The organism is Aeromonas sp. R7-4 (genome assembly GCF_040908055.1).
In the GTDB taxonomy this organism is placed as follows: domain Bacteria; phylum Pseudomonadota; class Gammaproteobacteria; order Enterobacterales; family Aeromonadaceae; genus Aeromonas; species Aeromonas sanarellii.
In genome coordinates this window covers 1-21,393 of sequence record NZ_JBFODA010000029.1, presented here as the reverse complement: position 1 = coordinate 21,393, position 21,393 = coordinate 1, and the positions used below count along the sequence as shown (strand labels likewise).

16 protein-coding genes are annotated in these 21,393 nt (G+C 61.5%); 10 read left to right on the top strand and 6 right to left on the bottom strand.

What is annotated here, in order from left to right; genetic code table 11:
- Positions 1 to 68 precede the first annotated feature (68 nt).
- Entirely contained in the window at positions 69 to 935 is an 867-nt protein-coding gene (locus AB5Y72_RS07165) for a pirin family protein (protein ID WP_368198779.1), read from the bottom strand.
- A 93-nt stretch (positions 936 to 1,028) separates the two neighbouring features.
- On the opposite strand from AB5Y72_RS07165, the gene AB5Y72_RS07160 reads away from it, so the two are divergent.
- From AB5Y72_RS07160 to AB5Y72_RS07125, 8 genes are all read left to right on the top strand, one after another.
- Positions 1,029 to 1,922 (top strand): LysR substrate-binding domain-containing protein, encoded by an 894-nt coding sequence (locus AB5Y72_RS07160; RefSeq protein WP_368198778.1) that lies wholly within the window; start codon positions 1,029 to 1,031, stop codon positions 1,920 to 1,922.
- Between the two features lie 397 nt (positions 1,923 to 2,319).
- A complete protein-coding gene (locus AB5Y72_RS07155; RefSeq protein ID WP_042077776.1) occupies positions 2,320 to 3,390 on the top strand; it encodes a helix-turn-helix transcriptional regulator in 1,071 nt (356 codons plus the stop codon).
- A gap of 83 nt (positions 3,391 to 3,473) precedes the next feature.
- Positions 3,474 to 3,896 (top strand): CBS domain-containing protein, encoded by a 423-nt coding sequence (locus AB5Y72_RS07150; protein ID WP_368198777.1) that lies wholly within the window; start codon positions 3,474 to 3,476, stop codon positions 3,894 to 3,896.
- A gap of 190 nt (positions 3,897 to 4,086) precedes the next feature.
- Positions 4,087 to 7,986, top strand: coding sequence for an ATP-dependent RNA helicase HrpA (hrpA, locus tag AB5Y72_RS07145; RefSeq protein WP_216990256.1), 3,900 nt, complete (start codon positions 4,087 to 4,089; stop codon positions 7,984 to 7,986).
- A gap of 69 nt (positions 7,987 to 8,055) precedes the next feature.
- Positions 8,056 to 8,877 (top strand): hypothetical protein, encoded by an 822-nt coding sequence (locus AB5Y72_RS07140; protein ID WP_368198776.1) that lies wholly within the window; start codon positions 8,056 to 8,058, stop codon positions 8,875 to 8,877.
- Between the two features lie 163 nt (positions 8,878 to 9,040).
- Complete coding sequence (gene rplY, locus AB5Y72_RS07135; RefSeq protein ID WP_041205748.1) at positions 9,041 to 9,328, top strand: 50S ribosomal protein L25; 288 nt, start codon at positions 9,041 to 9,043, stop codon at positions 9,326 to 9,328.
- A gap of 204 nt (positions 9,329 to 9,532) precedes the next feature.
- A complete protein-coding gene (locus AB5Y72_RS07130) occupies positions 9,533 to 12,703 on the top strand; it encodes a response regulator (RefSeq protein ID WP_368198775.1) in 3,171 nt (1,056 codons plus the stop codon).
- Positions 12,700 to 13,716 (top strand): HD domain-containing phosphohydrolase, encoded by a 1,017-nt coding sequence (locus AB5Y72_RS07125; protein ID WP_042075996.1) that lies wholly within the window; start codon positions 12,700 to 12,702, stop codon positions 13,714 to 13,716. The genes AB5Y72_RS07130 and AB5Y72_RS07125 overlap by 4 nt, the downstream gene beginning before the upstream one ends.
- Here the strand turns inward: AB5Y72_RS07125 and AB5Y72_RS07120 are convergent.
- Genes AB5Y72_RS07120 through selD form a run of 3 tightly spaced genes read right to left on the bottom strand, consistent with a single transcriptional unit; the run spans position 13,692 to position 16,494 of the window.
- Positions 13,692 to 14,336, bottom strand: a complete 645-nt coding sequence (locus AB5Y72_RS07120) for an MBL fold metallo-hydrolase (RefSeq protein WP_042075999.1) — start codon at positions 14,334 to 14,336, stop codon at positions 13,692 to 13,694. The genes AB5Y72_RS07125 and AB5Y72_RS07120 overlap by 25 nt on opposite strands.
- Positions 14,330 to 15,460: a tRNA 2-selenouridine(34) synthase MnmH gene (gene mnmH, locus AB5Y72_RS07115; RefSeq protein WP_042076001.1), complete on the bottom strand. Its 1,131-nt coding sequence runs from the start codon at positions 15,458 to 15,460 to the stop codon at positions 14,330 to 14,332. Before mnmH ends, AB5Y72_RS07120 begins: the two co-directional genes overlap by 7 nt.
- The gene (selD, locus tag AB5Y72_RS07110; protein WP_368198774.1) at positions 15,457 to 16,494 is read right to left on the bottom strand and encodes a selenide, water dikinase SelD; all 1,038 of its coding nucleotides are present in this window, start codon (positions 16,492 to 16,494) and stop codon (positions 15,457 to 15,459) included. The genes mnmH and selD overlap by 4 nt, the downstream gene beginning before the upstream one ends.
- Positions 16,495 to 16,763: 269 nt before the next feature.
- On the opposite strand from selD, the gene AB5Y72_RS07105 reads away from it, so the two are divergent.
- Complete coding sequence (locus tag AB5Y72_RS07105; RefSeq protein ID WP_042076005.1) at positions 16,764 to 17,408, top strand: glutathione S-transferase family protein; 645 nt, start codon at positions 16,764 to 16,766, stop codon at positions 17,406 to 17,408.
- Between the two features lie 73 nt (positions 17,409 to 17,481).
- Here AB5Y72_RS07105 and AB5Y72_RS07100 read toward each other — a convergent pair whose 3' ends face one another.
- The gene (locus tag AB5Y72_RS07100) at positions 17,482 to 18,675 is read right to left on the bottom strand and encodes a class I SAM-dependent methyltransferase (protein ID WP_042076007.1); all 1,194 of its coding nucleotides are present in this window, start codon (positions 18,673 to 18,675) and stop codon (positions 17,482 to 17,484) included.
- A gap of 219 nt (positions 18,676 to 18,894) precedes the next feature.
- Here AB5Y72_RS07100 and AB5Y72_RS07095 point away from each other — a divergent pair, with 219 nt between their 5' ends.
- Positions 18,895 to 20,427: a flagellin gene (locus AB5Y72_RS07095; RefSeq protein WP_325783715.1), complete on the top strand. Its 1,533-nt coding sequence runs from the start codon at positions 18,895 to 18,897 to the stop codon at positions 20,425 to 20,427.
- Positions 20,428 to 20,607: 180 nt separating this feature from the next.
- Here AB5Y72_RS07095 and AB5Y72_RS07090 read toward each other — a convergent pair.
- Positions 20,608 to 21,393, bottom strand: a 786-nt coding sequence (locus tag AB5Y72_RS07090; RefSeq protein ID WP_368198773.1) for an IS481-like element ISAs19 family transposase, incomplete at its 5' end; no start/stop codon positions are given.

Sequence of the window (21,393 nt, the reverse complement as noted above, 5' to 3'; positions counted from 1 at the left end):
GTGGCCGGATCCGGCGCCACCGACATGGGCCGGGCTGTTCGCTGTGCGCCTGTTGCCGGCCTTTGGGTTCAGCGTCCGATCTGGCCGAAACGGCCGCTGTTGTAATCATTGATGGCCTGCACGATCTCTTCCTGGGTATTCATGACGAAGGGACCGTGACCGACGATGGGTTCATTGAGGGGGGCGCCATTGAGCAGCAGCAGCGTCGTCTCCTCCTCGACCTCCATCACCAGTTCCGTGCCGCGGCGCTCCATGACTGCCAGTTCGGCGGTGCGGACCGTGTGGCGGTCGCCAAGACGGATAGCCCCTTTGAGCACGAACAAGGCGGTGGTGTGCCCTTCCGGCAAGGGGATCGTGACCCTGTGGTGGGCGTTCAGGCGCATGTCCCAGACGTTCATCGGGGTAAAGGTGCGGGCAGGGCCAGCTGTCTCGCCGAAGCGCCCGGCGATGATGCGCGCTTCGCCAGCGCCATCCGGCAAGGCCACCCGAGGGATCTCTCCTGCGGTGATGCCCTGGTAGCCAGGGGCCGTCATCTTGTCACGGGCGGGCAGGTTCACCCACAGCTGCACCATCTCGAAGGCGCCACCTGTCCTGGCAAAGTCCGGGCTGTGGTACTCCTCGTGGATAAGGCCGGACGCGGCCGTCATCCACTGCACATCCCCCGGTCCTATGGTGCCGCCGCCCCCCGAGGAGTCTCTGTGCGAGACGCCGCCTTCATAGACGATGGTCACCGTTTCGAACCCGCGATGAGGATGCTGGCCGACCCCGAGCCGATGGGATGTGGCCGGGAAAGTGGCCGGGCCCGCGTAGTCCATCAGCAGGAAGGGGGACATCTCCTCGGCGATGTCGTTGTAGGAGAAGATGCTCCTGACGGGGAAGCCGTCACCCACCCAGTGTCGTCCGTTGCTGCGCTTGATAAATGCCAGTTCTTTCATCTCGGTGTCTCCATGAAGCGGTGGAAACAGTGTAGGAAGTGGTCATCTGTCCAACTAGGTGGTTAAATCAGAAAACACTTTCTATTGAGTTGGATGATGGACTTCAATCAGGTCGTTGTATTCGTCAAGGTCGTGCAAGCCGGCAGTTTCAGTGCCGCTGCCCGTCTGCTGGGGTTGCCGACCTCAACGGTCAGCCATCGGGTGGCCATGCTGGAGAAGCGCCTGGGCGTCACGCTCTTGCAGCGGACGACCCGTCGCCTGCATCTGACCGAGGCCGGACAGATCTATTTCGAGCACGCCTCGACCGGGTTGGCGCATGTGTTCGATGCCGAGGCCGCCGTGACCGAGTCGCGGGAGGAGCCCTGCGGGTTGCTGCGGATCACGGCGCCCGTTGATATCGGCGACCAGATATTGTCGTCGCTCCTGGGGCAGATGCGTAGCCAGTGGCCAAAGGTCGATGTGGAACTGGTGTTGATGAACCGCTACGTGGATCTGGTCGCAGAAGGTGTCGATGTCGCCATCCGTACCGGCCCACTCAAGGACTCGACGCTGATCGCCAGACCGGTGGGCGTTGCGCGCTGGGCACTGTTTGCGAGCCCGGATTACCTCGCCAGTGCGCCGGCGCTCGATGCACCGCAGGCGCTGCGACAGCATGCCTGCCTGCAGTTCACCCCACTGGGCAAAGAGGCCTGGGACCTTCAGGACGAGGCCGCCAACAGCCTGACCGTCTCTCTGTCACGGCAGACGCTGATCAACGATGTCGGCTTGATCATGACCATGGTCCTGGCCGCTGAGGGGGTGGCACTCTTGCCGTCCTACCTGTGTCGCCAGGCCTGCGATGAGGGGAGACTGGTGGCTGTCCTCCCCCAATGGCATGGGAAGGTCGACCCCATCCATATCGTCTACCCAAGGCAGCGCTTCATGTCCCCCGGATTGCGTGCCTTTGTCGATCTCGCCACGCTGGCCCTGCGAAGGTGGTTCGATTGAAGCGTTATTCTTGTCCATCATCAGTGTGGTGCCATCAGGCGCTGTGTTGATGAGCGGTATCGCGCCGCCGCGCCGGACAGTCATCAGGGTCAGAGGCTGTCAGGATGCGGGCGGACGGGGCGGGCTGCACGGATCACTCTCGTGGTTCCGGCTCCTGGTAACCACGGGTGTCCGAAGGGAAGAGGACACCACTACATCAAAAACATTGTGAAAAGCGACCAGAACCCGGATAAACCTGAGCCGGGATTTGGTTTTTTTCATGCTTTTCATCGGCCTGACTTTATACATAACCATTAATGAATTAGTCATAAAGGCTTTATTCATTTGACTACTTTTCGAGTTTCTCATTGCAGAGTAAGATGCCACTTCAATAAAAATAAGAATTAGGAGTTCGGGTGTGAAGGCATTAGAGAAAGAAAGGATATCGCCCTATATCAGCCAGTTATACGAGTGCGGTATTAATGATTCTGACATTAAGCTGGTGGTGGACCAATTTCGCGCGGACGTCTCCTGCAGCTCGTCCCTGTTTTTATTGCGGGACGATGACAAGAGCGACGGAATAAAGCTCTTTTCCAGCGGGTTGAGCGAGGCCCAGCAACAGTTTTATGTACAGCACCATCGCCAGGATGTGTGGTTCAATCATTATCTGGACAAGGGCTGTCAGGGGATCGTCAGCGCCAACACCATCTCCAGCTCGGTGGGGCTGCTGGCAAGCTTCGGCGCCCAGTTTGCGGCCGGTGGCGTCTGCCGGGTGAAGGGAAGGGGTCTTAGCAGCCTGTGCAGCTATCGCGGTGCCTCCCAGGATGACTTCAGCAGCCGGGAGCTCATGTCGCTGTCGGAGATCTATTCCGGTCTTGCCGCCTGGAGCCACCATTATTGGAATCTGCTGGCCCTGGAAACCCAGAACTACCAGTTGCAGCAGCTGGTAAAAAATCATAATAAGCCCAGCGCCATCATAGATGACAAGGGACATATCCATTATTCCAATGTGGCATTCAACCGCATTGCCGATGAAAATGTGGAACTGCGCGCCATCAATGGCATTTTCTCTTTGCAAAATAAAGAGCAGCAGCGCCAGCTCAAGGAGATCCTCAACGGATTTGCCTATTTGCTGCCGGGGGCAAGCGCCTATATGTCCATTCCCCGCCAGGCCAACCTCAGGCCGCTGCTGATCCAGTGCACCCTGATGAGCGGCCTCAGCCGTTTCGAGCGTTATGTGGAGGTGGTGCTGCGTGACCCCGAGCACTCCTTCAACCCCGACATCGAGGCGCTGGCCAGCCTCTATCCGCTCACCATCGGCGAGAAGGAGCTGCTGGTGCTGATGAGCAAGGGGTACAGCAGCAACGACATCGCCGAACTGCGCGGGGTCAAGGTGGAAACTGTGCGTTCCACCCTCAAGGGCGTCTTCAAGAAGACCGACTGCCACAGCCAGAACGAGCTGCTGCTGTTGCTGCAATCCATCTCCTGATCCGTGCGCGCTATGCTTGGAGTGAGCCGGACATAGTGCCCGGCTCTTGCCTCCCCTCGGGAGGCCTGTTGGGGGAAAGCGTCATGGAATCACTCAAGGCAAAGGACTACATGCAGACCAAGCCCATCACCTTCAGCGCGGAGATGATGGTGCAGGCGGCGGTGGAAAAATTTCTCAACAGCCATCAGCTGGGCGGCCCCGTGGTGGACAGCCGGGGGCATCTGATTGGTTGGGTATCCGAGCAGGATTGCATCGCCGTCATGCTCAAAGAGGCCTACCACTGTGAACAGGTGGCCCAGGTCAAGGATGTGATGCGCAAGGAGGTGCTGGCGGTGGGCCCCGACACCAGCATTCTGGATCTGGCCGAGATGATGATGGGGCAGAAACCCAAGATCTATCCGGTGGTGGAGGAGGGGCGCCTGCTCGGGGTGATCAATCGCCACAACGTGATGCAGGCCATCCATGCCCAGCTCGGCGCCTGCTTCGTGCACCAGGCCAGAGTCTGACGCTCCCCGTGTCACGGCATTCATGAGCAGGCCCCGGCCTGCTCTTTTCATCCGTGGTTGTCATGAGGGCTCCGGTTCATGCCCTGGTGCGCCGCTTTAAGGCTTGCACCCTCCGGCCTCGCTCTTTAGGATCGCTCCCAGCTTGTCGATATGGCCCCCTTGCCGGGCACTCTTTTAAGGAATTCGTACCTTGTCTCTCTCTATCGAGGCGCTGCGCCGCCGTCTCTCTGCCTGCATGAACCTCGACGCCCGCCGTCTCTCCAGCCGTCTGCACGGCGTCAAGAAGTTGCCGGAAGCCAAGCAAGGCCAGGTGCTTGAGACCATAGCCGCCGAGCTGGATGCCGCCCAGGCGCGCTATCAGTCCCGTCTGGCGGGCGTCCCCAGGGTCACCTATCCGGACAACCTGCCGGTGAGCCAGAAGCAGGCGGAGATCGCCAAGGCCATTCAGGACCATCAGGTGGTGATCATCGCCGGGGAAACCGGCTCGGGCAAAACCACCCAGATCCCCAAGATCTGCCTGGCGCTCGGGCGCGGGGTCAAGGGCTTTATCGGCCACACCCAGCCGCGCCGCCTCGCGGCCCGCACCGTGGCGGCCCGCATCGCCGAGGAGATGGAGTCTGAGCTCGGACATTACGTGGGCTACAAGGTGCGCTTTACCGATCAGGTGAGCGAGCAGACCCACATCAAGCTGATGACCGACGGTATCCTGCTGGCGGAGATCCAGAACGACCGGATGCTGACCCAGTACGACACCATCATCATCGACGAGGCCCACGAGCGCAGCCTCAACATCGACTTCATCCTGGGCTACTTGAAACAACTGCTGCCCAAGCGCCCGGATCTCAAGGTGATCATCACCTCGGCCACCATAGACCCACAGCGTTTCTCCCGCCACTTCAACAAGGCGCCGGTGATCGAGGTCTCCGGTCGCACCTACCCGGTGGAGGTGCGTTACCGCCCGCTCACCAGCGATAAAAGTGAGGGGCTGGAGGAGCGCGACGAGCTGCAGGGGATCTTCGATGCGGTGGAAGAGCTGGCTAGAGAAGGTTTAGGAGACATCCTTGTCTTCATGAACGGCGAGCGGGAGATCCGCGACACCGCCGACGCCCTGCGCAAGCTCAACCTGCGCGACACCGAGGTGCTGCCGCTCTATGCCCGCCTCTCCAACGCCGAGCAGAACAAGGTGTTCCAGCCCCACGCCGGGCGGCGCATCGTGCTCGCCACCAACGTGGCGGAGACCTCGCTGACGGTACCGGGCATCCGCTACGTGATCGATCCGGGCACCGCCCGCATCAGCCGCTACTCCTGGCGTACCAAGGTGCAGCGCCTGCCCATCGAGCCGGTCTCCCAAGCCAGCGCCAACCAGCGTAAAGGTCGCTGCGGCCGGGTGGCGGACGGGATCTGCATCCGTCTCTACTCGGAGGAGGATTTCAACGGCCGCCCGGCCTTCACCGATCCCGAGATCCTGCGCACCAACCTGGCCTCCGTCATCCTGCAGATGCTGGCGCTCGGCCTTGGCAACATGGAGGCGTTCCCCTTCGTCGAGCCACCCGAGTCGCGCCATATCAAGGACGGCCTGACCCTGCTCAAAGAGCTGGAGGCGGTACGCGAGCTGCCTGCCACCGGCGATCACGAAGCTAAACTTCAGCTGACCGAGACTGGTCGCCAGTTATCGCGCATCCCCCTTGATCCGCGTCTGGCGAAGATGGTGATCAGCGCAGCGCAGACCGGTTGCCTGAGTGAGGTGATGGTGATCACCTCTGCTCTCAGTATTCAGGATCCCCGCGAGCGGCCCATGGAGAAGAAGCAGGCCGCCGACGAACAGCACCGGCGCTTTGAAGACAAGGATTCCGACTTCCTCGCCTTCGTCAATCTGTGGAACTACCTGAAAGAGCAGCAGGATGCCCTTGGCAGCAACCCGTTCCGCCGCATGTGCCAGAAGGAGTTTCTCTCCTACCTGCGGGTGCGCGAGTGGCAGGACATTCACTTCCAGCTGCGTCAGACGGTGAAAGAACTTGGTTTTAAAGCCAACCATGAACCGGCGGATTTCAAGACGGTGCACTGCGCGCTGCTGACCGGCCTCTTGAGCCACATCGGCAACAAGGATCTGGAAAAGCCCGAATTCCTCGGGGCCCGCAACGGTCGTTTCCACCTGTTCCCGGCCTCGGGTCTGTTCAAAAAGCCGCCCAAGTGGGTGATGGCCGCCGAGTTGGTGGAGACCTCGCGCCTCTACGCCCGCATCAACGCCAAGATTGAACCCGAGTGGGTGGAGCCGTTGGCAGGTCACCTCATCAAGCTGCACCACAGCGACCCTCACTGGTCGAAGAAAAATGGCGCCGTGATGGCCAAGGAGAAGGTGACCCTCTATGGCCTGACCCTGGTTGCCGAGCGCACCATCAACTTCAGCCGTATCGATCCGGCCCTGTGTCGTGAGCTCTTTATCCGCCGCGCCTTGGTGGAGGGGGATTTCGAGACCCGCCACCGCTTCTTCGAAGGCAACCGCAAGCTCCTGGCCGAGGTGGAGGCGCTGGAGCACAAGTCGCGCCGGCGCGACATCCTGGTGGATGACGAGGACTTGTTCCGCTTCTACGATGCCCGCCTGCCGGAGGAGGTCATCTCCGCCCGTCACTTCGACAAGTGGTGGAAGGAGGCGCAAAAGCAGGATCCCGAGCTGCTCAACTTCGAGAAAGAGATGTTGATGAAGGGGGACGCGGCCCACATCAGCGATCTCGACTACCCCAACTTCTGGCAGCAGGGGCGTCTCAAGCTCAAGTTGACCTACCAGTTCGAGCCGGGGGAGGCGGCGGATGGCGTGACCCTGCATATTCCGCTGCCGCTCCTGAACCAGGTGGAAGTGAAGGGGTTCGAGTGGCTGATCCCGGGGCTTCGTCACGAGCTGTTGGTGGCCCTCATCAAGTCGATGCCAAAACCGATGCGCAAGAACTTTGTGCCGGCGCCCAACTACGCCGATGCGCTGCTTGCCAGCATCAACCCTGAGCAGGGGCCGCTGCTGGACGAGATGGAGCGCCAGCTGCGCCGCATGACCGGCGTGACCGTGCCCCGTGAATCCTGGGACTGGTCTGCGGTGCCCGATCACCTGAAACTCACCTTCCGGGTGGTGGACGACAAACACAAGAAGGTGGCGGAAGGCAAAGATCTGGAGGCATTGAAAGAGTCGCTGCGCGGCAAGGTGCAGGAGACCCTGTCACAAGTGGCGGACGATGACATCGAGCAGTCCGGCCTCACCCTCTGGAGCTTTGGCGAGTTGCCCCAGGAGTACAGCCAGAAGCGGGGCGGGTTTGAGGTGAAAGCCTATCCGGCCCTGGTGGATCAGAAGGATTCGGTCGCCATCCAGCTGGTGGAGAGCCCGGTGGTGCAGCAGCAGCTGATGTGGGCTGGTCAGCGCCGGTTGGTGCTGCTCAACGTACCATCCCCCATCAAATACCTGCAGGAGAAGTTGCCCAACAAGGCCAAGCTGGGCCTCTATTTCAACCCCTTTGGCAAGGTGGCCGAGTTGATTGACGACTGCATCGCCTGCGGCTGCGACAAGCTCATCGAGCAGCACGGCGGCATGGCCTGGGACGAGGCCGGTTTCGAGGCGCTCAAGGAGTATGTCCGCGCCGAGCTCAACGACGCCGTGGTGGAGGTGGCCAAGCAGGTGGAAGCCGTGCTGACCCTCTCCCATGAGATCAAGAAACGGCTCAAGGGCAAGATGCAGCTCGATACCGCCTTTGCCATGTCGGACATCCAGCTGCAGCTGGACAAGCTCATCCACAAAGGCTTCGTCACCGAGACCGGCTGGCAGCGGCTGCCTGACCTGCTGCGCTACCTGAGGGCCATCGAGCGGCGTCTGGAGAAGCTCGCCATCGATCCCAACCGGGATCGGGTCTACATGCTCAAGGTGCAGAGCGTGGAGTCGGAGTACAAGGCGCTGCTGGCCAAGATCCCCAAATCCCAGCCGATGCCACCCGAGGTGGCCAATATCCGCTGGATGATAGAGGAGCTGAGAGTCTCCTTCTTCGCCCAGCAGCTGGGGACGCCGTACCCCATCTCGGATAAACGGGTGCAGAGCGCCATCGCCCAGTGCTAAGCTGCTATCTATCTGTTTTATTGGATAGAATGAGAACAGAGAAGGCTTGAAGGGAAGGGAGGCCATCATATGCTGGGGATCTGGTTGGGGGTGGCGCTGGTCAACATCAGCGGTTACCAGCCCATTGCGGAGCAAACCTGGGTGCAGCTCAACCCGGAGTTCTATCCGGTGCACCGCGCCGTGCCGCCCATCTTCGCCGCCTGGCGGGGCAATCAGTTCCCGCCGCTGGAGCAGAAAAAGAAGAACGGCCGCTGGCAGATCCTCTTTCCCGCCCGTCTGGTGCCCCCCTTCGATCTGTTCGAGGGGGAGGCCCAGCTCTCCAAGGCCTACCTGGCCAGGCTCAAGCGCATCGACGAGATGGCCTATGGCATGGCCCCCCATCAATCGCAACCGACTGCGGCCGCACTGTATCAACCCTCCTTCGTGGCGCCGGGGGCCAGTGCCTTTATTGCCGAGTTCTCCTTGCCTGGTGCCATGACGGGCAGAGGCCGGATGGCGCAGGGGGAGCCCTTGCTGGCCAGGCTGGCGGTGCCGTCACTGTCCGGGGCGGGCGTGCAGCTTGCCGCAGCCAGCCCGTTGCCAGAGGGCGCCATCCTGACCCTCTCCGCCACGGCGGCAGGGGGGGATGGGCGGGTCTGTCATCAGGTGGCGGTGGGGGAGACACTCTGGCGTATCGCGAGCCAGTTGCAGGCGCAGGCGGGTAGCGGATCCGACACCTACAGCTATCTGCTGGCGCTGGTGGCGGAGAACCGTCCCGCCATGGGCAAGGGGATCCGGGTGCAGACCGGCCAGCGACTCTACTGCCCGAAAGCGGAGACCCTGGCGCAGTTTGAGGCCCTGAGCCCGGCCCAGCGCCAGCAGCAGTTTGCCCGCCTGGAGCAGGGGCGCTGAGGGGCGCGTCGGGGCAGGGGAGAGCCTCGGCATCTGCCAGTGCGATGGCAAGCGGTTCGTCCCTTGTATCCACCCCGGGCCCGTGCTAGTATTCGCGCTCGTTTTGCGAGGTGCTGACCGGTCGCAGTCAACACCATACATTCATCTAAAAGAGATACTTACTATGTCTTTCGTATTCCAAGCTGAAGTCCGTTCTGACCTGGGGAAAGGTGCGAGCCGCCGCCTGCGTCATGCTGACCAAGTTCCTGCCATCGTTTACGGTGCAGGCAAAGAAGCCGTGTCCGTTACCCTGGACCACAAGAAGCTGATCCTGGCCCAAGAGAAGCCGGAGTTCTACTCCTCCGAGCTGACCCTGGTCATCAACGGCGAAGAAGTGAAAGTGAACGTGAAGGCTATCCAGCGTCACCCGGTTCGCTACAAGCTGGTTCACTTGGACTTCGTTCGCGTCTAATCGACAACGAATGTTCCTGTGAAGAGGCCACCCAATCGGGTGGCCTCTTTGTTTTTACAGCATTTTTGCCGGGAAAATAAAATACTCAAACAGCACTATTGGTCTTTACTTGTAGGCATGATTGACAGCAGGTCACGTGTTGTGATGCTCTGATGTCCACAAGGTGCTCGAACAAATCCATTTTTCGGGGTGATGTTGACCGTTATGAAGGGAATCGTACGGACATATTTCCTGCTGTTTTCACCTATTCTGCTGTTGGTCCTGGCGGGGGGCTATCTGCTGGGCAATGCACTGATCGAGCGCGAGCTCTACCGCGTTCGCAGCGATGAGAGCACCTTCCTAGCGCTTGCCAGCGGCCGCCTTGACGGCGAGCTGGCGGTGCCGCTGCGCCATGTGCGCAGCATGTCGGAAGAGCCCATTCTGCTCGAGGCGGCGGGTCGCAATGACCGTGACACCTTGGCCGTCCAGTTCACCATCCTGATGAACCGTAATCCCGACTATGCCCAGGTGCGTTGGCTTGCCCCGGATGGCATGGAGTTGGTGCGCATCGATCGTCAGGGACAGCGTGTGTGGCGTGTGACGGACGACCAGTTGCAGAACAAGGGGGAACGTTACTATTTTCGCGACGCCATGGCGCTGCCCTGGGAGCGGGTCTACGTCTCGCCGCTCGATCTCAACGTTGAACACGGAGTGATCGAACGCCCCTTCAACCCCATGATCCGCATTGCCAAGCGTATGCGCCTTGGGGGACGAGATCTTGGTCTGCTGCTTATCAACGTGCAGGCCGCCCGTATGCTCAAGGAGTTTGCCGACAGCAGCGGCAAGGCGGCCGATCACACCATGCTGTTCAACCAGGACGGATATTGGCTGCATAGCCCGGACCCATCCCAGGAATGGGGCTTCATGCTCGAACGCCCGGATCTCACCCTGAAGCACACGTCCCCCCAGGCCTGGCAGGCGTTCTGGGGCGCATCAAACGGCCAGATGGAGTCTGCCGACGGACTGTGGAGCTGGACCACTCTGTACCCGGCACAGAATCATGATCAGCTGATCTGGAAAGCCGCTTCCCTGGTGCCGCGCAGCGAGCTGCTGGCCATTCGCACTCACATCTGGGGGATCATCTCGGCCACTTGCGCGATGCTGCTGCTGTTGTTTGGTGCCGGGGTGGCCGCATTGGTGCGCAGCAGGCACAGGGAGCAGCTGGCCCAGCAGGAGGCGGCCAGGCTGGCACAGGTCAAAGGGGATTTCATCGCCAACATGAGCCACGAGATCCGCACCCCCATGAACGCCATCATGGGGCTGACTTACCTGCTCGAGCAGGGAGGGCTCGACGATGGCCAGCATGTCCTGGTGCGCAAAATCCACCAGGCCGGGCAGGCGCTGCTCGGGATCATCAACGACATTCTCGATTTTTCCAAGATTGAGTCGGGCCGGCTCGAGCTTGAGCGGGTGCCATTCAGTCTGGAAGAGGTGCTTGATCACGTGGCGGCCATCATGTCCACCTGCGTTGGCCAGAAGCACCTGGAACTGGTGGTGAGCAGTGCCCCCGAGCAGGTTTCCCATCTGATTGGGGACGCCCTGCGCCTCGAGCAGGTGCTGCTCAACCTGACCGGCAATGCCATCAAGTTTACCGAGCGCGGGGAGGTGGAGGTCAAGGTCGAGCTGGAAGCAGAGCAAGAGGGCATGGCCACCTTGCTGTTTCGGGTGCGCGACACCGGGATCGGCATTCCCCCCGAGCAGCAGGCCAACATTTTCAATGCTTTCTCCCAGGCAGACTCCTCCACCAGCCGCCGTTTCGGAGGGACCGGGCTCGGTCTGACCATCAGTCGCCGCCTGGTGAACCTGATGGGGGGGGATATCGGCGTCACCAGCGAACTGGGCAAGGGGAGCGAGTTCTGGTTCCGCGTCCGGCTGGAGCAGGTGGAGCGGCCCGAGGCCCTGAACGAGCGTCTGCAGCACATCTCGCTGCTCATCGCCGACGACAATCAGGTGACCCGTGACGCCCTGTCGATGACGGTGGGTTCCCTCGGTTGGCAGTCACGGGTGGTGGAGTCCGGTGAGCAGGCGCTGCACCATCTGCTGCGCCAGGGGGAGCGTTTCGATGTGATCCTGCTCGACTGGATCATGCCGGGCATGGACGGACTCGAGACCTGCCTGGCCATTCGCCGCGCCTTCGAGCAGCAGGAGCGTTCACCCATCATCATCATGGCGACCGCCTACTCCCAGGATGAGCTGATGCACTGCCCCGGCTCGGAGCAGGTGGATCTGGTGCTGCACAAACCGGTGACCGGCTCCAGTCTTTACAACGCGGTGGCACGCCTCATCCACGAGAAGCGCGAGCACGTGGAGCCGCTTGAGAGTGGCCAGCGCCGTCTGCGCCTGCCGGGCGTGCATGTCCTGCTGGTCGATGACAGCGACATCAACCTGGAGGTGGCGACCCGCTTGCTGCAACGGGAGGGGGCCGAGGTGATCACCGCCATCGACGGGGAGCGGGCCCTGGCTTGTCTCGCCGATCCGGCGCGGCGCATCGATCTGGTGCTCATGGATGTGCAGATGCCGGTGATGGATGGCTACGAGGCGACCCGTCGCCTGCGCCAACTGCCGGGACGCGGAGAGACTCCCGTGCTGGCACTCACCGCCGGGGTATTCAAGGATCAGCGCGAAGCGGCGCTTGCCAGCGGCATGAACGACTTCATCGCCAAGCCGCTCGATGTGGAGCAGCTCATCGCGACCTTGCTGCGCTATTTGCCGGACTGCGTCCTGCCGCTCACCGTGAGCGACGAGCCACGCGCCCAGGAGCCGGTGGCCAGCATCGATATCGATACCGGACTTCGCAACTGGGGTGAAGCCTCGGTCTATCTCAAGTACCTGCGCCGTTTTCGCGATGACTACATGACGGTCGGCACCGTGTTGCCGGACTACATCGCCCAGCACGAGACCGATGCGGCCGCAAGCCTGACGCACAAGATAAAGGGGGTGGCGGGCAGTCTGTCGCTCACGGATGTGGCGCGCATCAGCGCCGAGCTGAACGAGGCCATCGAGCAGGGTGGGGACACCAGTCAGCTCATCGCCCCCTTCCTCGAGGCGCTGGAGCAGGCACAACATGCCATCGATACCTATGCCGGGCGCGAGCCGGGCGCGGTCAGCTCCCCGCTGGCCCAGGGGGAAGCGCGGGAGGTCTGCCTGCACGCCCTGCATCAGGCCCTGGTGAGCGAGGATCTGGATCTGATTGAGCCGGCGCTGAGTCAGGCCAGGAGTTACCTGCCTTGCGAGCTGGTGAGCGAGATAAGTGCGGCCCTGGAGCTGTTCGATATTCCGTTCGCCACCCGCAAGCTGGAGGATTATCTGGAGGATCGGGAGGAACCTGCGCCATGAATCGACCGCGAGTGCTGATCATCGACGACGAGCCGAGCAACCTTGGGCTGCTGCGGCAAATCCTCAAGGAGGAGTACAACCTCTTCTTTGCCAAGGGGGGAGAGGAGGGGTTGGCCGCCGTGGGGCGCCACGAGCCGGCCCTGATCCTGCTTGACGTGCGCATGCCCGACATGGATGGTTACGAGGTGTGCCGCCGGCTCAAGGCCGATCCGGCCCACGCGGGGATCCCGGTACTCTTTATCACCGCGAGCGACAACGCAGACAGCGAGAGCCAGGGGTTTGAGGCGGGCGGGGTGGATTACATCTACAAGCCGGTCTGCCCGAGCACGGTGCGTGCCCGGGTGCGCAATCACCTCTCCCTGGTGCGCCTCGATCAGCTCGAGTGCAGCTATCGCACCGCCATCGTCATGCTGAGCGAGGCGGGTCACTACAACGACACCGACACCGGCGTGCATATCTGGCGCATGGCCGCTTACGCCCGGGCCCTGGCCGATGCGGCGGGCTGGAGTCCGGAGCAGTCGGAGTTGCTGGAGCTGGCGGCCCCCATGCACGACATGGGCAAGATTGGTATCCCCGATCACATCCTCAAGAAGCCCGGTCCCCTCACCGAGGAGGAGTGGGTCATCATGCGCAGTCACCCGCGCATCGGTTACGAGATCCTCAGGCGATCCGATGCCCCCATATTTCGCATGGCGGCGGAAATTGCCCTGCATCACCACGAGAAATGGGACGGCTCGGGTTATCCCGCCGGCGAGACCGGCGAGGGGATCCCCGAGGCGTCGCGGATCGTGGCCATTGCCGATGTGTTTGACGCTCTGAGCGTGCGCCGCCCCTACAAGGAGCCCTGGCCTCTGGACAGAGTGCTGGCCACCATGCGTGATGGTGCCGGTCAGCACTTCGATCCCCGGCTGCTCGCCCGCTTTCTCGAGATCATGCCGGAGATCTTGCGCCTCAAGGCCCAATGGGATGCCCGCGAGGCGCGGGGGGATTACCAGATGGGCGCTGTCAGATAGGGATTGCTGGCCTTCTCGCGACCGAAGGTGGAGCTGGGACCATGGCCCGGGATGAAGACGATATCATCCCCGAGCGGCAGCAGGGTCTCGGTGATCGAGCGGATCAGGGTGGCGTGATCTCCGCGCGGGAAGTCGGTACGGCCTATGCTGCCGGCAAAGAGCACGTCCCCCACCCAGGCGAGGCGTTCGGCCTGGCTGAGCAGCACGACATGACCCGGGGTGTGGCCCGGGCAGAAATAGACCTCCAGCTCGCAATTTCCAAGCTGAACCTTGTCCCCCTGGGCGAGCCAGCCATCCGGGGTGAAGGCCGGGGTATGGGCAAAGCCGAACATCTGGCTCTGCTGGGGCAGGATGTCGAGCCAGAAGGCATCTTCCCGGTGGGGGCCGACAATGCTGACACCGGTGCGAGTGCGCAGTTCGGCGGCGGCCCCCACGTGATCCATGTGGCCGTGGGTCAGGATGATCTTCACCAGCCGCAGCTCGTGCCTGGCGATGGCGGCCAGCAGCTTGTCCGCCTCGCCACCGGGATCGATCAACGCCGCCTGGCGGGTCTCGTCACACCAGATGAGGGAACAATTCTGGGCGAACTGGGTGACGGGGATCACCTCGAACTTCAACATGTGGGACTCTCCTGATGGGTCTGAAGGGCGTGCTGCTCGGCGAAGAAGGCGAGGCAGGCCTCTTTGTCGCCGCGAAACCGGATCCGCTCGCGCTTGTTGTCCAGCTGATAGCGGTACATGGGGTCATAGTAGCGGGTCAGCAGAAGGCGGATCCAGACCAGGTGGGCGGCGGTCTCCCCGCTTTCGGCCTGCTCGGTGAGGGCGGCCTGCAACAAGCCATCCAGCTCGCGGTGGTCCTTGTCCCCGAGCCGGCGCTTGAGCCGGGCCATGGCGTCGGTGAGGTAGCCGGCAAAGAGCGGCCAGCCCGCCTCCTGGCCATACATTGCCAGGTAGCGCTGCCAGAGATCCTGCACATAATCGATGCGGATCTGCTCGGCGCGTTCATCTTGTGACACCTCCACCACCACCAGGGGCGCCCGGCACATGGCTTCATAGAGGTTCAGCGGCAGGGCGCAGCGACCGATGAGGCGGCTCTCGTCCTCCACCACGAAATGCGTCTCCCCCCGGTGGCGGCGCTTGAGCAGTTCGATGGCGATCCGGTTCTCGAAGTTGATGTTGCTGGGCTGCCCCCCCGGCAGCTGGCCAAAGGAGGAGCCCCTGTGATGGGCGTGCCCCTCCAGATCCACCGCCTGGGCAATGTGGCCAAGCATGTGGGTCTTGCCGGAGCCGGTCATGCCGGTCAGTACCGTCCAGCGGCACTCGGTCGAGGCGCTCGCCTGGGTGTCGATGAGGAAGCGACGCAGCTCCTTGTAGCCGCCATCCACCCGGGGACGGGGGACGCCGGCCTCGGCCAGCCACTGCTGCACCGTCTGGGAGCGCAGGCCGCCACGGAAGCAATAGAGCAGGGCATCTGGCTGCTGGCGCAGCTGGGCCAGCCACCCCTCGATGCGCGCGGCGCGCACCTCGCCCCCCACCAGCCGGTGACCCAGCGCGATGGCGGCGGCCTGACCTTGCTGCTTGTAGCAGGTACCGACCCGGGCACGCTCCTCGTCCGTCATCAGCGGCAGGCTGACGGCATTGGGGAAGGCCCCCTCATTGAACTCGACGGGGGCGCGCAGATCGATGAGCGGCACATCCTCGAGGAAGATGCGCGCCAGGTTCGTTTCGAGCGGCAGTGCACTCATTGGACAACCTCGATAAAGCGCGTGCCTTCCAGCGGCTTCATTGCCCCGACAGGAGTGAGGGAGAGCCCTTCCTCCCGCGCGATGGCCAGCAGCTCGGCCTCGCTCTGGGAGCCCACCGCCACCAGCAGGCCGCCGCTGGTCTGGGGATCGCACAGGATGTTGCGGGTGCGCTCATCCATGGCGTCCAGCTTGTGGCCGTAGGAGTCGTGGTTGCGCAGGGTGCCGCCCGGCACGCAGCCTTCACTCAGGTAGTGATCCACCTCGGGCAGCAGCGGCAGCGCCTTGAAGTCGAGGCGGGCGCAGACCCCTGAGCCTTCGCACATCTCCAGCAGGTGGCCCGCCAGGCCAAAACCGGTCACGTCCGTCATGGCGTGGACCCCGGGCAGGGCCGCGAAGCGCTGGCCAATCTTGTTGAGGGTGCACATGGCCTCTGGGGCCAGCTGCTCGTGCTCGGGTTTGAGCTTGCCCTTCTTCTGGGCCGTGGTGAGGATGCCGATGCCAAGGGGCTTGGTCAGATAGAGGGTGTCGCCCACCCGGGCGGTGTCGTTCTGCTTGATGGCATCGAGCGGCACTATGCCGGTCACCGCCAGGCCGAAGATGGGCTCGGGGGCGTCGATGCTGTGGCCGCCGGCGAGCGAAATGCCCGCCTCATGGCACACCTGGCGGCCACCGTCGATCACCTGCTGGGCAATCTCGGGCGCCAGCGTGTTGATGGGCCAGCCGAGGATGGCGATGGCGACGATGGGTTTGCCGCCCATGGCGTAGATGTCGCTGATGGCGTTGGTGGCGGCGATGCGGCCGAAGGTAAAGGGATCATCGACGATGGGCATGAAGAAGTCGGTGGTGGAGACGATGCCCTGGCCGTTGCCGATGTCCACCACGGCGGCGTCATCCTTGCTGCTGTTGCCGACGATCAGGGTGGGATCGTCAAAGCCCGGGATCTGGCTCTTCAAGATGGTGTCGAGCACCCTGGGGGAGATTTTGCAACCACAGCCGGCGCCGTGGCTGTACTGGGTGAGACGAATGGCAGACATACATACCCCTCTTGGTTCAAGCTGGTGTCGGCTCGCACCCCGGGGTGCGACCACACTCATGGTCCACGACAGTAGTGATCCCGGACAGGGCCGAGGAGCCGCAGGACCAGGCCCTCGGAGGGCCGGGCGGGATCACGAAACGCCGCATTATGCCACAAAGCGTGTGGGGAGTCCGCAGCCCGTGCCAGAGACGTGAAGAGAGGGGCCCGGCAGAGGCGCCCGGTTGGGAATAGACTGGTCAGGACATCCCCATACAAGGAGTGATCCCGATGAAACTCTACGCCCATCCCTTCTCGTCCTACAGCCAGAAGGTGCTGATCGCCCTCTACGAGAATGACATCGCCTTCGATTACCTCAACCTGGAGTCCGCGGCGGTGAAGGCCGAGCTCGCGCGCCTCTGGCCCCTCAAGCGCTTCCCCGTGCTGGTGGACGGGGATCGCACCCTGCTCGAGAGCAGCACTATCATCGAGTATCTCCAGTGCCGTCATCCCGGCCCCCACTGCCTGGTGCCCGAGGGGGAGGCGGGGATCGAGGTGCACATGATGGATCGCCTGTTCGACAACTATGTGATGACGCCGATGCAGAAGGTGGTGCTGGACAGGATGCGCCCGGCCACCGAGCGCGACGGTTACGGGGTGGCCCAGGCCCGCGAGATGCTGGACAAGATCTACCCCTGGCTGGATGAGCGCCTCGCCGGGCGGACCTGGGCGGCGGGAGAGGCGTTCACCCTGGCCGACTGCGCCGCCGCCCCCTCGCTCTTCTATGCCGACTGGGCCCATGAGATCCCGCCTGTATTCACGAACCTGCGTGCCTACCGCGCCCGTCTGCTGGCCCGTCCTGCCATCGCCCGGGTGGTAGACGAGGCGAGGCCCTATCGCCACTACTTTCCTCTGGGTGCCCCCGCGCGGGACTGAGGCACCAAGCCCCGATAAAAAAACAGGCCCGCGATGCGGGCCTGTGTGATCAATATGTCTGTGTCTTGGATGATCAGCGGGCGCGGACTACCAAGCCCTTGAGGTAGAAGCCTTCCGGATAGGCGGTGCCGATGGGGTGATCGGATGCCTGGGACAAGAGCTCCAGGATCTGGGCATCGCGACCGGCATCGAGCGCCGCATCGGCCACTATCTTCTGGAACAGGCTCTGCTCCATCAGGCCGGAGCAGGAGTAGGTCAAGAGCACGCCGCCCGGCGCCAGCAGCTGGAACGCCAGCATGTTGATGTCCTTGTAACCGCGGCAGGCCCCCAGCAACTGGGCCTTGCTCTCGGCAAACTTCGGCGGATCCAGCACGATGACGTCGAACTTCTCGCCCTTGTCGCGGTATTCACGCAGCAGCTTGAACACGTCGTGGCGGATGAACTGGGCCTTGGTGGCGTCTAGGCCGTTCAGTTCGGCGTTCTGGCGGGCGATGTCCAGCGCATTCTGGGAGAGATCCACGTTGACCACTTCCCTGGCGCCCCCCTTGAGGGCGTAGACGCCGAAACCGCCGGTGTAGCAGAAGCAGTTGAGCACCCGCTTGCCCTCGGTGTACTTGGCGGCCGCCTGACGGTTGTCACGCTGGTCCAGATAGAAACCGGTCTTGTGGCCGTTACGGATGTCCACCAGGATCTTGACGCCGCCGTTCTCCTCGATGACCACGGGCTCGGTCGGGGTCTCGCCATGGATGACGCCGGTGCGCTCCTTCAACCCCTCCTTCTTGCGAACCGCCACGTCGGAACGCTCGTAGATGCTGCACTCCGGGTAGAGGGTGCGCAGGGCCTTGGTGATGAGCTCACGCTGGAACTCGGCGCCGGCGGAGAGGATCTGGCACACCAGAAAATCGGCGTAGCGGTCTATGGTCAGGCCCGGCAGGCCGTCTGACTCAGCGGCGCAGAGGCGATAGCCGGTGAGACCCTGACGCTTGATCAGCGGATCCCGGGACTCCTGGGCGTATTTCAGCCGGCGGATAAAGAAGTCCAGATCCACGGTCTCGTCCTTGTCGAAGGTCCAGACCCTGGCGCGGATCTGGGAGCTGCCGGACCAGGCGCCGCGGGCGAGCCACTTGCCATCGTTCGTGAAGATCTCGACGGTGTCACCGTCGATGGGGTTGCCCTGAACCCGCTCTATGCCCTTGGAGAAGATCCAGGGGTGGCGGCGCAGCAGGGATTTTTCGCGGCCTTTGACGAGATAGATGGAAGCGCTCATGGGGGTTACCGATGCCAGAAAGAAGAGGGGGCGTATTTTAGTGGCAACGCCGGGTTTAAGCCAGTCCTGTCTCGGAGTGACAAGCTTCGCCGTCTTAGGTCCTGTGGAATGGTTGTTCACTCTTTTAACAGAGTTGTCATTTTCAACTAAAGAGTCATTTGGTTATGCCGATAGTGATTAAGACCACATCGAATCTCATAGTTTCAATAGAGCCTTGTTATGTCATTGTCTGTTAATACCAATATCTCGGCCATCGCGGCGCAGCGCCACCTGAATAGATCATCGACCACCCTTGACTCGGTATTCCAACGGCTTTCATCCGGCCTGCGCATCAACAGTGCTGCGGATGATGCGGCCGGTTTGCAGATCAGTAATAGGTTGACCAGTGAGATAAATGGAACTGGCACGGCCATCAGAAATGCAAACGATGCGATATCCATCGTGAACGTGGCCGATGGAGCTCTCGATGAATCGTTCAATCTGATGCAACGGATGCGAGTGCTGGCATTGCAGTCGGGTAGTGGGGCCAATACGGCAGCGGATCGTATCGCCCTGAACGAGGAGTTTCAGCAGCTCAGAGCAGAGATGGATCGTATCGCGACCAAGACGACGTTTGCGGGCCAGAACTTATTGGCAGGTTCATTTAAAGGGTTGTTTTCCATCGGTGCTTATGCTGGCGAAAACATGGTCATTACTGATTTGAACGCACAGACTAAAAATCTGGGGGAAATGGGGTGGTTAGCGCGTAACCCGGCAGGCAGCAAACCCGGCGCTTACAGCATCGACAGTCTCAAACTCGCGTCACAACCCATCACGCTCAATGGCGTGACGTTTGACAAGGATTACGGGACCCTTGAAGAGTTCGTTGCCGATATCAATGCCACTCAGTTTCCCAACAATCAGGGTCCGGTACAGGCCCAGCAGAGACCTTTTTCTGTCGTCTCTTCCGTGGATCTATCAACGCTGCCAGCCTATATCGATATTGAAGGACAGACTGTTGATCTGATGACAGATATTGATATGACGGGCTGGGATCCCATTCACCCGACAACCGAAAACAGTGTCTTGATGGCAAAGATTGTTGGCCGGATCAATTCGGTTGCATCTTCGCTGGGGCTCGGCTTTTCTGTGAGTAGTTCATTTAACAATAATCCTGCGAATAATCAGCTCACCATCAACAGTCATCAGGGAAAGAGCCTCACTCTCAATAACGGTTCGAGTCACCCGCCGCAGCCAGCGCCACCAGCCCCACCGGCTCCACCCCCACCGCCGATTTCGGCGAATCCGTCGCTCAATGCTCTACTGACCAACGTCAGCGAGACGACATATATGGGGCAGCTTGAGTTGTCCTCATCGGGTGATCAATATTCAAATATCGATATGACTGGCAATTCGCTCAGCTCCTTCGGCTTGTTTGCGCAAGATAAGATGAAGTACACCGTTGATAACATTGATGTGTTGAATGACAGCAATGCAAGCCAGGCGGTGAAGACGCTTGATACGGCCATGAAGCAGTTGGGAGTGCAACGTTCCCGCATCGGTGCACAGGCCAATGCGCTCGATTCAACGGTGCGGCGCTTGAGCGGTGCGAATGAAAACCTCAGTGCTGCGCGATCCAGAATTCGGGATGCAGATATAGCGCGTGAATCGGCTCGCTTAGTGCGCACCAATATCATGCAGCAGGCGAGCTCAGCCATATTGGGGCAAGCGAATACCAGACCCAATATCGCACTTCGTTTGCTGCAATTTTGAACGCTGTGCGCAGGATCAACTCAATCCGGATACGCGATTAATCCGAGAGCCGCCGTCTGCATGCAGGCAGTACGCCACTGCTGTATTGATGTGGGCTGCCAGTTGTTGCCATCCATCTGTTGTTGCCGATATGTACAGATCTAGTTATCACCTGACACCGGCCTCAAACCGGTGTCTTGTTTACGCTACTTTAGTACGCACTTCCTTCGGTATCAATTTCAGACCCTTCTTGAACATGCTGTAAGGCGTCTGTCCCTCCATCATCCTGCCCTGATGTGGCCGCTGGGTGTTGTAGTGTTCCAGGTAGCTATCCAGGTCTGTCTGCATCTGTTCTACCGACTCATACCAGGTCGTCCTCCCCTTGATACGGAAGTGTTCATCCAGCAGTGTGCGATGCAGCCGTTCGATAAAGCCGTTGCTCTGCGGCCTGCGTACCTTGGTTGTCCGGTGCTCAATCCCCTCCAGTTGCAGGAACAGCTCGTAGGGATGGTGGTCAGCTCGTCCACAGAACTCGCGTCCGTTATCCGACAGGATGGTATAGACCCGTGCCTCGTGGGCCTCGAAAAACGGCAGTACCGTTTCATTGAGCACATGAACCGAGGTCACCGGCAGCTTGCTGGTGTAGAGCCGTCCCCAGGCGTGGCGGCTATAGCAGTCCAGCACGGTTTGCAGATACACCTTGCCAACCCCCTTGAGCGCGCCGACGAAGAAGGTGTCGACCGCCACCAGTTCTCCGGTGTAGTGAACCTCAATCTGGCGTTCGCGAAACTCGGGGCTGAAGCGTTCGAGCAGGCGAATCTGCTCGTCATTGAGCTCAATGGTCTGCTCCCGGTGAGTTTTCTCAAGGCGCAGCAAGCGGTCGTGTTTGGAGAGCAAGTCGTGCCGTTGCCACACGCCACGCACACCGCCCGCACTGACATTGATGCCTTGCAGAGCCAGTTCTTGCGCGACCCGCAGCGGGCCATG